Raw genomic sequence first — 12,569 nt, forward strand, 5'->3', positions numbered from 1 at the left:
CCCCGAAGGACCGCCGATGAGCAACCTCGACCGTCTCCGCGCCGCGTTCCGCACGGCGCTGGGCCTGCCGGAGGACCTCGACGTCGACCGGCTGGAGTACCGCGGCATCGAGCAGTGGGACTCGCTGGCGCACCTGACGCTGATCGCCGAGATCGAGGACGCCTTCGACGTCATGATCGACACCGACGAGGTCATCGACCTGAGCTCCTTCGACAAGGCCGTCGAGATCCTGGGGAAGCACGACGTTGCGCTCGCCGGCTGAGCACACGCGGGTCGCCCTGGTCACCGGCTCGTCCCGTGGGATCGGCCGGGCGATCGCCGCGGCCCTGGCCGCCGAGGGCTACCAGCTCGTGCTGCACGGGCGCGAGGAGGGCTCGGCCAAGGCCGCGGCCGAGGCGATCCCGGGCGAGCACCTGCTCGTGCACGGCGACGTGAGCCGCCCCGAGGACGTCGCCGACATGGTCCGCGCCGTCTTCGAGCGCCACCGCCGCCTCGACGCGCTGGTCGTCAACGCGGGCGTGCACGAGGCCGGGCTGCTCGGGATGATGGGCGCCGAGGCCGTCGACCGGCTCTTCGCCGTGAACGCGGCCGGCGCCGCGCACACGCTGCAGGCGGCGGTGAAGCTGCTGCGGCGCGGTACGACTCCCGCCGTCGTGCTCCTCGCCTCCGTCATGGGCACGTCCGGCGCCGCGGGCCAGGCGGTCTACGGCGCCTCGAAGGCCGCCGTCGCCGGGCTCGCGCGGGCCGCGGCCAAGGAGCTCGGGCCCGCGGGCATCCGGGTCAACGCGGTCGCGCCCGGGTTCGTCGAGACCGACATGCTCGCCTCGCTGGACGAGGCCGGGCGGGCCGAGCGGATCGCGGCGACCTCGCTGCGCCGCCTGGGCCGGCCCGAGGAGGTCGCCGACGTGGTCGCGTTCCTGCTCTCGCCGAAGGCCCGGTTCGTCACCGGCCAGGTCATCGGCGTCGACGGAGGGGTGGTCGTATGACGACCCTGCGGCATCCGAACGCGCGGATCATCGACGCGGCGACCGGGGACGTGGTGCGGGACCTGGTGCGCCCGGGGCTCTTCGACGGCGTCCCGCCCGGCGTCGTGCTCCTGCGCATGCCGACCACGGTGGAGGCCGTGGTCCGGTACGTGACCGCGTTCGAGACCGGGCGCCCCGTCGCGCTGCTCGACCCCGGGCTGCCGGACGAGACCCTGCTGGAGTTCGTCGACCGCTTCGAGCCCGCCGCCGTCCTCGGGCCCGTTCCCGAGGAGCTGCCGAAGTCGTACCAGGCCGTCGCCGACGGCTGGGTGCGCGAGACGCCGCCGGAGACCGCGCCCCACCCGGACCTCGCGGTGCTGCTGGCCACGTCCGGCTCCACGGGCGACCCGAAGCTGGTGCGGCTGTCCCGCCGCGCGGTCCTGGCCAACGCCGACTCGATCATCGAGGCGCTCGGGATCACCGGGGCCGAGGTCGCGATCAGCGCGCTGCCGTTCTACTACAGCTACGGCATGTCCGTGCTCAACACCCACCTGGCCGCCGGGGCCACGCTGGTCGTCGAGCCCGAGGGGCTGCTCGGCCGCGGGTTCTGGCCCGCGATCGACCGCCTCGGGGTGACCTCGCTGGCGTTGGTGCCGTCGCAGTACGAGATGCTGGTCCGCCTGCGCTTCGACCCCGCCCGGCACCCGGCGCTGCGCACGCTCACCCAGGCCGGCGGCCGGCTGCGTCCGGAGCTGGTGCGCGACTTCCACGAGCGGATGACGTCGGTCGGCGGGCGGCTGTTCGTCATGTACGGCCAGACGGAGGCCGCCCCGCGCCTCACCACCCTGCCGGCCGGCCGGCTCGGCGAGAAGCTCGGCTCGGTCGGCCCCGCGGTCCCCGGCGGGCGGCTGAGCATCCGGCTCGAGGACGGCACCGAGACCACCGCGCCGGACGTGCGCGGCGAGGTGCTCTACCGCGGCCCCAACGTCATGCTCGGCTACGCCGAGACCGCGGCCGACCTCGCGCGCGGCGACGACCACGGCGGCCTGCTCGTGACCGGTGACCTGGGGCGGCTCGACGCGGACGGGTACCTCTGGATCGACGGGCGCCGCAAGCGCTTCGGCAAGGTCTTCGGGGTGCGGCTCAACCTCGACGACGTCGAGCGGATGCTGCCCGTGCCGGCCGCGGCCGTCTCCGGCGACGACAAGCTGATCGTCTTCGTCACCGACGGGGAGCCGCCGCACCTGCGCCGGACCCTGGCCGACCGGCTCAAGCTGCACTGGACCGGATTCGACGTGCGCGCGATCGAGGCGCTGCCGCTGCTGAGCAACGGCAAGGTCGACTACCGCGCGCTGGAGGGTCTGCGATGACCGTCTTCACGCTGCCGGAGCTGGAGAAGGAGGCGCGGCTGCTGCCGCGGCTCATCGAGCTGACCGAGCGGCACCGGGCGCGGGGCTCGGCGTACGCCAACATCCTCGCCGCGACCGGGCACCCCACCGGCCGCGTCTACCGCGACACCGCCGAGCTGCCCTGGCTGCCGGTGCGGCTGTTCAAGACCCACGCGCTCAAGAGCATCCCCGACGACGAGGTGTTCAAGGTCCTCACCTCCAGCGGGACCACCGGCGACGTGAGCCGGATCTACCTCGACAAGGCGGCCGCGGCCGCGCAGACCAGGATGCTCGGCGAGACCCTGCAGACCGTGCTGGGCCCGCGCCGGCTGCCGATGCTCGTGGTCGACACCAAGTCGGTGATCAAGGACCGGCGCTCGTTCAGCGCCCGGGGCGCGGGCGTGCTGGGCATGGCCACGTTCGGCCGGGATCACGTCTGGGCCCTGGACGAGGCCGGGCGCCCCGACGCCGAGGCGGTCCGCGGCTTCCTGGCCGCGCACGGGGACAAGCCGTTCCTGGTGTTCGGCTTCACCTTCATGGTGTGGCAGTACCTCTACGAGCTCGCCCGAGACCACCGGCTGGACCTGGCCAACGGGATCCTCGTGCACTCGGGCGGCTGGAAGAAGCTCGCCGATCGCCGGGTGGGCAACGCCGAGTTCCGCCGCGCCTTCCGCACCGACACGGGCCTGACGCGCATCCACAACTTCTACGGGATGGTGGAGCAGATCGGGGTCGTCTACCTCGAGGGGCCCGACGGCGACTCGCTGTACTGCCCCGACTTCGCCGACGTCGTGATCCGCGACCCCGACACCTGGGAGCCGCTGCCGCCCGGCCGCCCGGGGCTGGTCGAGGTGCTGTCGACGCTGCCGGAGTCGTACCCCGGCCACGTCCTGCTCACCGAGGACCTCGGCGTGGTGCACGGCGTCGACGACGGGGCCTGGCCCGGGAAGCGGTTCTCGATCCTGGGCCGCCTGCCGCGGGCCGAGGCGCGGGGCTGCAGCGACACGTTCGCGGGGGCAGTCGTTTGAGCCAGTTCATCATGAAATTTCCGCATTTTTCGGCCGGTGTCGGCCTGGACACCCTCCTGGCCGAGGTCAACGCCGAGCCGCCGGGCGGGCGCCTGGTCGTCGGCGACGAGCGCATCCGCGACTTCCTGGTCGCGTTCTCCCGCCGCCTGCTGCGCCCCGACGTGGCGCGACGCCACCCGGAGCTGGGCTCGCTCGGCTTCTTCCTGCGCAAGGGCGAGCTGGCGCGGGCGGTGGCCCGCCTCGGCGACGGCGTGGCCGGTCAGCGCCGGGCCCCCCGCGGCCTCGTGCTGCACTTCCCGCCGGCGAACGTGGACACGATCTTCGTGTACAGCTGGGCGCTCTCGGCGCTGGCCGGCAACCACAACGTGGTGCGCATCTCCTCCCGCTCCGCCGGCGCGGCCGACGCGGTGCTGGAGGCGCTCAACGACGTGCTCGCCGAGGCCGATCCGGCCGTGGCGCGGACGCAGCGGATGGTGACGTACGACCGCGACGACACGCTGACCGCGGCCCTCAGCGCGGCGTGTGACCTGCGGGTGCTCTGGGGCGGGGACGCCTCGGTGACCGCGCTGCGCCGCCACCCGATCCGCCCGCTGGCGCGCGAGCTGGCCTTCCCGGACCGCAGCTCGTTCGCGGCGATCTCGGTCGCCGGCTGGCGCTCGGCCCCGGCGCGGCAGCGGCGCGCGGCGGTCGCCGGCTTCGCCAACGACCTCTACTGGTTCGACCAGGCCGCGTGCTCCTCGCCGCGGGACCTGTGCTGGGTGGGCGACCCGGCGGACGCCGAACACGCCCGCGCCGAGTTCACGGGCCTGCTGGCCGAGGAGATCTCGCTGCGCGGCTGGACGGTCGACCCGGCCATGGCGGTGGAGAAGTACGTGGCCACCTACGGGCTGGCCGCCGAGGGCGCCGCGACCCGGGTCACGTTCGCCGGCAACGCGCTGGCCGAGGTGGAGCTGGCCGGCCTCGAGGAGCTGCAGCGCGGCTGGCTCGGCGCCGGCACCGTCTGCCACGTCACCGTCGGCTCGCTCGCCGAGCTCGCCCCGGCGATCCGGCGCAAGGACCAGACCCTCGCGCACTTCGGCTTCACGCTCGCCGAGCTCGACGACTTCGTCACCCTCGTGGCCGGGCGCGGCCTGGACCGGATCGTGCCGTTCGGGCAGGCGCTGACCTTCGCCGGCGTCTGGGACGGCCTCGACCTGCTGCACGAGTTCACCCGCATCATCACGGTCGCGTAATTTTTGGAGCTTCGCGTGTCAGTCTCCGTCGTCGTCCCCTGCTACCGCTCGGCGAGCATCCTGCCGCGGCTGGTCCAGCGGCTGGGCGCGGTCCTGCCGGCGATCGACCCGGTGCACGAGATCGTCCTCGTGGTCGACAGCACCGACGCCACCTGGGACGTCGCCCGCGACCTGGCCGCCGAGCACCCCCACGTGCAGGCGATCCGGATGGCCCGCAACTACGGCCAGCACAACGCGCTCATCGCCGGCATCCGGGCCGCGTCCTGCGAGCGGATCATCACCATGGACGACGACCTGCAGCACCCGCCGGAGGAACTGCCCAAGCTCGTCGCCGCGCTCACCGACGACCTGGACGTGGTCTACGCCGTCTCCGAGGCCGAGGAGCACGGCCTGCTGCGCAACCTGAGCTCGTGGGGCGCCAAGAACCTGGTGATGGGCCGCACCATGGGCATCCCGAACGCGGACGTCCTCGGCGCGCTGCGCATCTTCCGCACCTTCCTGCGCTCCGGCTTCGACCAGGTGAGCGGCCCGCACGTGTCCGTGGACATCGTGCTGTCCTGGACCACCACCCGAGTCGGTTCGGTCGTCGTACGCATGGACCAGCGCACCGAGGGGCGGTCGGGCTTCACGTTCCGGTCGCTCATGAAGCACGCGATCAACATGATCCTCGGCTACTCCACGAAGCCGCTGCGGCTCGTGACGTACCTGGGCTTCCTCATCGGCGTCTGCGGGGTGCTGCTCACCCTGCGCCTGGTGTGGCTCTACTTCACCGGCGACACCAAGGTAGCCGGGTTCACGACGCTCGCCTCACTGATCACGATCTTCTCGTCGGCGCAGATGATCGGGATCGGGGTGCTGGGGGAGTACCTCGGGCGCGTACACGCCCACGGCATGGGCCGCCCGACATACGTGGTCCGCGAACACTTCCTCAAGAGCGAGGGCTGAGCCGCCACCGGCTCAAATGCCACCACTGTAGTTCCGGCAGCCCCCTTGACCAGGGAAAACGCCGAGCGATCATGGCTGCATGGGTGTCGTGCTCCACGCGAACGGCTGGCGGGTCGAGGAGACCGTCGGCGACTTCGACGACAGCGGCCGCCGCACCTGGTTCGAGGCGGTCTCCCCGCTGGGCGCCCGGTCCTTCGTGACCCTCGCCGGCTTGCAGCGACTCCTGCACGCCCACGGGCTCGACGTCGGCGACCTGCGGATGGTGCCCCCGGACCGGCTCAGCGAGTTCGACGACGGCTGCGAGTAGCCCTAATGCCCCTCGCCGGCGGCTAGTGCAATCGCTTGGCTTATGCGGCTTCCCCCTGGTGCCGTTCCAGGTACTCCTCGACTGCGGCCCGGATGATGCCGGATCGGCCGGCTCGATCGCGGCCGGCGGCGCTGTCCAGCCGCGCGACCATGTCGCTGGACATCTTCACCGTCACGACCCGCTCCACAGCCTCGCCGGCCGGGTCGACCTGGACGAAAGGCCCGGACAGGCTCGACGGCTTCGCCCACTCGCGCCACGGAGTGATGTCGTCGGCCTCCAGCAGCCAGTTTGCGATCTCGTCCCTGCTCATCCGCTCGAAATCCGGCGTCCCGGTCATCGCTGATCTCCCCTCTGCTTCCACTGCTCACCATCGGCAGCGCTGGCCAGGCGCGCGTTGTGCACCCGCCAGACGAACGAGTCGTCGTTGCGCACCAGCAACACCCGAACGAGCACAAGGGCGTCCGTCTCGGCCACCACGAGCAGCAAGAGGTCGCTGTGCGCCCGGAGCTGCAGCCGCTCGTCGCGGTAGGGCCTCGGCGACGTCGGCCACGGTCAGCCCATCCCTCAAGGTCGCCTGCGGACTTCATCCGGCTGCGGCATCCGCCACTGCAACTCGCTGACGGGAGCACCGTATTACCGGTAATACCCCGATGGCCATATGACCGGTGAGATTCACACCGTCTGCCCGGCGGCGGGGTGGCCGCCGAACATGCTGTACCTGGGCCGTTTAGGTCGAGCAGCTGAGAATGGCGACTGTGCGGGGGACAACATCTGTGCCTGAGGAGTGTCATCGATGCTCCCGTGATGGCTATCAGGGCAGCTCAGACGCGCTGCGTGCGCAAGTGTTGAAAGCCGGTGAGGACTCCGCGTCTCCATGGCTTCAAAGGTTCGACGCTTCACAGGCCTTTCGGCCCCGTTGTGCCGCGACGCGCCTCACCTGGAAGCAGCGGTCCCGAACACTGCGGATGCGATCTTCACCAATCGCTCTACCGCGACGGCGGCTAGGCGGCCGAGGCGAACGACTCCCCGTCGGTCATGATCGGCACCGTGTGGGAGGCGCCCGACTGGGCGGCCAGGCGCACGTCCTCCGAGAAGCCCCGCTGGATCAGCTCCTGCCCGCTCACGCACCGCCGCACCGCCGCCCCCACGTTGCGCACCGCGGCCAAGGCGGCCAGCGAGACCGCGGCCTCCACCGACAACGGTGAGCCCAGCATCGAGAGTCCGTCCAGCACCGCGGCCGCGCCGAGGAGGTCTTCGACGCATGGGCGGAGGGTGCCGTCCGGCCAGAGCTCGCCCGCCGCGATCACCCCCACCGCGCTCGTCGGGGTGCCGTGGCCGTGGGCGTGCAGCCAGCGGGCCACCGCCGGGGCGTTGCGCAGGCACGCGGCCACCACCGGGACGCCCGTCGATGCCGCGGCCGAGCAGATCGTGGCGCCGTTCGGGGAGGGCAGGACCAGCTGGTCGACCAGCGGGGCCGACTGCAGGGCGGCCGGGGACAGGCTCCAGGGGTGCTCGGCGGTGGTCTGCCGGCGGCCGACCGCCACGGCCGCGCCCAAGCGGGTCGCGTACGCGTGGGCCTGGTCGCTCCAGGGGAACGGGTGGACGCGGATGCCCCGACTCACCGCGACGTCCACCGCGGTCGAGAAGGACAGCACGTCCACCACCACCAGGACCGAGCAGACGCGGGCCAGTTCGGCCGCGCCCGCTGGGCCCCAGTCGAAACGGGCGCCCGAGCCGGGCTGGCTGTAGACGCCCTCAGCCATTCGAGGTCAGGTCTCGTCGGTGTCTAGCGGGGCGTGCGGCACCTCGGGGGCCTCGACGTTCTCGAAGACGCTGTCGAACTCCGGCGAAGGGGCGCGGTAGGCCGGGGCCTCCGTCGACACCTCGCCGAACAGGGCCGGCAGGGTGCCCATCCAGGCGGACCGCAGCTCGTCCAGGGCGATCGTGAACTGGCCGCGGATGTCCAGCGTGCGGCTGCGGCCGTCGACCGAGCCGATCACCGTGGCCGGGAGGCCGTGCTGGGCGCACAGGGCGGTGAACGCCTTCTCGTGGCCGCGCGGGACGGACACCAGGGCCCGGGCCGTCGACTCGGAGAAGAGGGCGACGAACGGGTTCAGGCCCTCCGGCAGGTTGATGTTCGCGCCGCAGTCGTAGCGCAGGGTGGCCTCGACCAGAGCCTGGGCCAGGCCGCCGTCCGAGAGGTCGTGCGCGCTGGACAGGTGGCCGCGCTCGCCCGCCTCGGTCAGGACCGAGGCCAGGATGCGCTCCCGGGTCAGGTTCACGCGCGGGGGCAGGCCGCCCAGGTGCTGGTGGGTCACCCAGGCCCACTCGGAGCCCGAGAGCTCCTCCGTGGTCTCGCCCAGCAGCACGATCAGGTCGCTGTCGCCGCCGAAGCCCATCGGGACGCGGCTGCCGACGTTGCCCATGATGCCCAGGACGCCCACGACCGGGGTCGGGTGGATGGCCTGCGTGCCGGTGGAATTGTAGAAGGAGACGTTGCCGCCGGTGACCGGGATGCCCAGCTCCGCGCAGCCGTCGGCCAGGCCGCGGACGGCCTCGGCGAACTGCCACATGACCTGCGGGTCCTCCGGCGAGCCGAAGTTGAGGCAGTTGGTCACGGCGAGCGGGGTGGCGCCGGACGCGGCCACGTTGCGGTAGGCCTCGGCGAGCGCCAGCTTGGCCCCGTTGTAGGGGTCGAGGCGGGCGAAGCGCGCGTTGCCGTCCACCGACAGGGCGACGCCGAGGCCGCTCTGCTCGTCGATGCGGATCACGCCGGCGTTCTCGGGCTGGGCGAGGATCGTGTTGCCCTGCACGTACCGGTCGTACTGCTCCGTCACCCAGCTCTTGTCGCACAGGTTGGGGCTGGCGGCCAGCCGCAGGAGGGTCTCCCGCAGCTCGACGCCGGTGCGCGGGCGGGGCAGCGTCTCGGCGCGGTCGGCCTGCAGCAGGATGAGGTCCGCGGGCTCGCGCATCGGCCGGGCGTACACCGGGCCGTCGTCGACCAGCGACCCCGGCGGCACGTCGACGACGGTCTCACCCTTCCAGGTGATGACCAGCCGGCCGGTTTCGGTGACGGTCCCGATCGCGGTGGCGATGACGCCCCAGCGCTCGGCGACGCGCAGCACCTCCTCGAGCTTGGCCGGGTCGACGATGAGCAGCATGCGCTCCTGCGACTCGCTGGCCAGCACCTCCTGCGGGTCCATCGAGGCCTCGCGCAGCGGCACCGTGTCCAGGTTGATGTCCATGCCGGTGCCGGCGGAGGCGCTGGTCTCGGTCAGGGCGCAGGTCAGACCCGCGCCGCCGAGGTCCTGGACGCCGACGATCAGGTCGCGCTCGTACAGCTCCAGGCAGCTCTCGATGAGCAGCTTCTCGATGAACGGGTCGCCGACCTGCACCGAGGGGCGGCGGGCCGGGCCGTCGGCGTTGAAGGTCGCGCTGGCCAGCACCGACACGCCGCCGATGCCGTCGCGCCCGGTCTTCGCGCCCAGGAGCACGACGATGTTGCCGGGGCCGTGCGCCTCCTTGTTCTGCAGGCGGTTGACCGGCAGCACGCCCACGCAGAGCGCGTTGACCAGCGGGTTGCCCTGGTAGCACGGGTCGAAGACGACCTCGCCGCCGATGTTCGGCAGGCCGAGGCAGTTGCCGTAGCCCCCGACGCCGGCGACGATCCCGGGCAGGACGCGCTTGGTGTCCTCGTGGTCGGCGGCGCCGAAGCGCAGCGGGTCCATCACCGCGACCGGCCGGGCGCCCATGGCGAGGATGTCGCGGACGATGCCGCCCACGCCCGTGGCCGCGCCCTGATACGGCTCGACGAAGCTCGGGTGGTTGTGCGACTCGACCTTGAAGGTGACCGCGATCTCGTCGGAGATGCGGATCACGCCCGCGTTCTCGCCGATGCCCGCGAGCATCAGGTCGGACTTGGGGGCCTTCTCGCTGAACTGGCGCAGGTGGACCTTGCTGCTCTTGTACGAGCAGTGCTCACTCCACATGATCGAGTACATCGCCAGCTCCGACGTGGTCGGGCGGCGGCTCAGGATCGAGCGGATGCGCTGGTACTCGTCCTCCCGCAGACCCAGCTCCTCGTAAGGCTGCTCGTCGTCCGGAGTCTTGGCGGCCTCATCGACGGTGTCGAACGTTTCCGCGGTCATACACGGGCTCCAAGGTGAGCGAGCACGGACGTGAAGATGCCCAGCCCGTCGATCGAGGGACCGGTCAGCACCTCCACCGCGTGCTCCGGGTGGGGCATGATCCCGACGACGTTGCCGGCTGCGTTGCTGATCGCCGCGATGTCGTGCAGCGAACCGTTGGGGTTTCCGCGGATGTACCGCGCGACGACCCGCCCCTCCGCCTCGAGCTCGTCCAGGGTCCGCGAATCGGCCATGTAGCAGCCCTCGCCGTTCTTGACCGGGATGACGATCTCCTGGCGCGGCTGGAAGCCGACCGTCCACGCGGTCGTGTTGTTCTCGATCCGCAGGCCCTGGTCGCGGTTGCGGAAGTGCAGGTGCTGGTTGCGCGTGAGCGCGCCCGGCAGCAGGTGGGCCTCGCAGAGCACCTGGAAGCCGTTGCAGATGCCGAGCACGGGCAGCCCTTCGCCGGCCGCCTTCACGATCGAGTCCATGACCGCGGAGAACCGGGCGATGGCGCCGGCGCGCAGGTAGTCCCCGTAGGAGAAGCCGCCTGGCAGGATGACGGCGTCCACCCCGTAGAGGTCGCCGTCGGCGTGCCACAGCGGGATGGCCGCGGCCCCGGCGAGGTGCACGGCACGGGCGGCGTCGCGGTCGTCGAGCGAACCGGGGAACGTGACGACCCCAATGCGGGCGGTCACTGCTCCTCGACCTCCGCCGGCTCCGGCTGCTCCTCGACCCGCAGGGTGAAGTCCTCGATCACGGGGTTGGCGAGCAGCTTGTCGGCGATCTCACGGGCGCGGTCGAGGTCCGCGGAGCCCGCGAACTCGATCTCGATCCGCTTGCCGATGCGCACGGAGGCGACATCGTCCACGCCGAGACGCGGAAGCGCGTTCGCGACGGCCTGACCCTGCGGGTCGAGGATCTCCGGTTTGAGCATGACGTCCACCACGACGCGGGCCACGGGGCACTCCTGACGTTGAGTCGGGCGCTCGAGGGCGAGCGACACGAGCCTACCGGGCGGGGCTCCGCCGCAGATCACCGCCCGTGTCACACGGTTCGGACGACCACGCGGCGAAGCCCTAGAGAACATCGCCCGACTCGCATCTTACCGATCCGCCGAGAAGCCCAAGATCGACGCTCAGAGGATGGGAGGTGGCACGTAAGCACCCGCCGAAGGGTGGGCCGCCACGACCGCCGAGACCTGCTCGACGATGGCCGCCACCTGGGCCGATGCCGCTCCGACGAACGCTGACGGGTCGGCCACGAGGGCCTGCACGTCGCCCGTGGACAGCCGCAGCCGCTCGTCGCCGGCCAGCCGGGTAAGGAGGTCGTTGTCCTGGATGCCCTTTTCGCGCATGGCGAGCGCCACGGCGACGGCGTGCTCCTTGATGGCTTCGTGAGCATCCTCACGGCCGACGCCGCGCCCGACGGCCGCGACGAGGACCCGGGTGGTGGCCAGGAAGGGCAGGTACCGATCCAGCTCCCGCGCCACGACCGCCGGATATGCGCCGAACTCGTCCAGTACCGTCAAAAACGTCGCAAACAACCCGTCGACCGCGAAGAACGCGTCAGGCAACGCCACCCGCCGCACGACCGAGCACGACACGTCGCCCTCGTTCCACTGGTCGCCGGCCAGCTCGCCGACCATCGACAGGTAGCCGCGCACGATCACGGCGAGCCCGTTGACCCGCTCGCAGGAGCGCGTGTTCATCTTGTGCGGCATCGCCGACGAGCCGACCTGGCCCGCCTTGAAGCCCTCGGTGACCAGCTCGTAGCCGGCCATCAGGCGGATCGTGGTGGCCAGGCTCGACGGGCCGGCGACGGCCTGGGCCAGCGCGGACACCACGTCGAAGTCCAGCGAGCGCGGGTACACCTGGCCGACGCTGGTCAGCACGCTGCGGAAGCCGAGGTGCTCGGCCACCTTGCGCTCCAGCTCGGCGACCTTCCCCGCGTCGCCCCCGAAGAGGTCGAGCTGGTCGGCCGCGGTGCCGACCGGGCCCTTGATGCCGCGCAGCGGATAGCGCTCGATCAGCTCGTCCAGGCGGCGGTACGCGATGAGCAGCTCCTCGGCCGCGGAGGCGAAGCGCTTGCCGAGCGTCGTGGCCTGCGCGGGCACGTTGTGCGAGCGGCCGACCATGACCAGCTCGTCGTACTGCTTCGCCCGCGCCGCGAGCCGGGCCAGCGTCGCCACCATCCGGTCCCGGACCAGCTCGAGGGAGATCCGGATCTGCAGCTGCTCGACGTTCTCGGTGAGGTCGCGGGAGGTCATCCCCTTGTGGATGTGCTCGTGCCCGGCCAGCTCGGAGAACTCCTCGATGCGGGCCTTCACGTCGTGCCGGGTGACCCGCTCGCGCTCGGCGATCGAGACCAGGTCGACGTCGTCGAGGACCCGCTCGTAGGCCTCGACGACCCCGTCCGGCACCGCCACGCCGAGGTCGCGCTGGCCCTTGAGCACGGCGAGCCAGAGCCGGCGCTCGAGCCGGACCTTCTCCTCGGGCGACCACACCTCGACCAGCTCGGGCGAGGCGTAACGGGCGGCGAGCACATCGGGAATCCGCGCTTTGTTCACGCCTCCAT

Annotated in this window: 13 protein-coding genes and 1 pseudogene; 7 read left to right on the forward strand and 7 right to left on the reverse strand. The window is 71.8% G+C overall.

Features of this window, described 5'->3' with window-relative positions; translation table 11 throughout:
* The first annotated feature begins 16 nt into the window (after window positions 1-16).
* The 7 genes from AC6JBM_RS45410 (at window position 17) to AC6JBM_RS45440 (ending at window position 5,865) form a co-directional block, all read left to right on the forward strand.
* Window positions 17-262 carry an acyl carrier protein gene (locus AC6JBM_RS45410; RefSeq protein WP_350620558.1) on the forward strand — a complete coding sequence of 82 codons (246 nt, stop codon included), beginning with the start codon at window positions 17-19 and terminating at the stop codon, window positions 260-262.
* Window positions 246-986 (forward strand): SDR family NAD(P)-dependent oxidoreductase, encoded by a 741-nt coding sequence (locus AC6JBM_RS45415; protein WP_497979872.1) that lies wholly within the window; start codon window positions 246-248, stop codon window positions 984-986. The genes AC6JBM_RS45410 and AC6JBM_RS45415 overlap by 17 nt, the downstream gene beginning before the upstream one ends.
* Window positions 983-2,335 (forward strand): AMP-binding protein, encoded by a 1,353-nt coding sequence (locus AC6JBM_RS45420; protein WP_497979873.1) that lies wholly within the window; start codon window positions 983-985, stop codon window positions 2,333-2,335. The genes AC6JBM_RS45415 and AC6JBM_RS45420 overlap by 4 nt, the downstream gene beginning before the upstream one ends.
* Window positions 2,332-3,381 carry a LuxE/PaaK family acyltransferase gene (locus AC6JBM_RS45425; RefSeq protein WP_497979874.1) on the forward strand — a complete coding sequence of 350 codons (1,050 nt, stop codon included), beginning with the start codon at window positions 2,332-2,334 and terminating at the stop codon, window positions 3,379-3,381. Before AC6JBM_RS45420 ends, AC6JBM_RS45425 begins: the two co-directional genes overlap by 4 nt.
* An 11-nt stretch (window positions 3,382-3,392) precedes the next feature.
* Window positions 3,393-4,613 carry an acyl-CoA reductase gene (locus AC6JBM_RS45430; protein ID WP_497979875.1) on the forward strand — a complete coding sequence of 407 codons (1,221 nt, stop codon included), beginning with the start codon at window positions 3,393-3,395 and terminating at the stop codon, window positions 4,611-4,613.
* Window positions 4,614-4,628: 15 nt separating this feature from the next.
* The gene (locus tag AC6JBM_RS45435; protein WP_497979876.1) at window positions 4,629-5,558 is read left to right on the forward strand and encodes a glycosyltransferase family 2 protein; all 930 of its coding nucleotides are present in this window, start codon (window positions 4,629-4,631) and stop codon (window positions 5,556-5,558) included.
* Window positions 5,559-5,637: 79 nt separating this feature from the next.
* Window positions 5,638-5,865 (forward strand): hypothetical protein, encoded by a 228-nt coding sequence (locus tag AC6JBM_RS45440; RefSeq protein WP_497979877.1) that lies wholly within the window; start codon window positions 5,638-5,640, stop codon window positions 5,863-5,865.
* Between the two features lie 40 nt (window positions 5,866-5,905).
* On the opposite strand, the gene AC6JBM_RS45445 is transcribed toward AC6JBM_RS45440, so the two are convergent.
* The 7 genes and pseudogenes from AC6JBM_RS45445 to purB form a co-directional block, all read right to left on the reverse strand.
* Window positions 5,906-6,202 (reverse strand): ribbon-helix-helix protein, CopG family, encoded by a 297-nt coding sequence (locus AC6JBM_RS45445; protein ID WP_497979878.1) that lies wholly within the window; start codon window positions 6,200-6,202, stop codon window positions 5,906-5,908.
* Window positions 6,199-6,351 (reverse strand): hypothetical protein, encoded by a 153-nt coding sequence (locus tag AC6JBM_RS45450; protein ID WP_497979879.1) that lies wholly within the window; start codon window positions 6,349-6,351, stop codon window positions 6,199-6,201. Before AC6JBM_RS45450 ends, AC6JBM_RS45445 begins: the two co-directional genes overlap by 4 nt.
* A 515-nt stretch (window positions 6,352-6,866) precedes the next feature.
* Window positions 6,867-7,628, reverse strand: coding sequence for a 2-phosphosulfolactate phosphatase (locus AC6JBM_RS45455; protein WP_497979880.1), 762 nt, complete (start codon window positions 7,626-7,628; stop codon window positions 6,867-6,869).
* A 6-nt stretch (window positions 7,629-7,634) separates the two neighbouring features.
* Window positions 7,635-9,995, reverse strand: a pseudogene (gene purL, locus AC6JBM_RS45460) (phosphoribosylformylglycinamidine synthase subunit PurL); the annotation flags it as partial.
* A 14-nt stretch (window positions 9,996-10,009) separates the two neighbouring features.
* Complete coding sequence (gene purQ, locus AC6JBM_RS45465) at window positions 10,010-10,690, reverse strand: phosphoribosylformylglycinamidine synthase subunit PurQ (RefSeq protein ID WP_497979881.1); 681 nt, start codon at window positions 10,688-10,690, stop codon at window positions 10,010-10,012.
* A complete protein-coding gene (gene purS / locus AC6JBM_RS45470; protein WP_350620573.1) occupies window positions 10,687-10,953 on the reverse strand; it encodes a phosphoribosylformylglycinamidine synthase subunit PurS in 267 nt (88 codons plus the stop codon). Before purS ends, purQ begins: the two co-directional genes overlap by 4 nt.
* A gap of 177 nt (window positions 10,954-11,130) precedes the next feature.
* A complete protein-coding gene (purB, locus tag AC6JBM_RS45475) occupies window positions 11,131-12,561 on the reverse strand; it encodes an adenylosuccinate lyase (RefSeq protein ID WP_497979882.1) in 1,431 nt (476 codons plus the stop codon).
* Between the last annotated feature and the right edge of the window lie 8 nt (window positions 12,562-12,569).

The sequence above is a fragment of the Dactylosporangium thailandense genome (assembly GCF_059739745.1).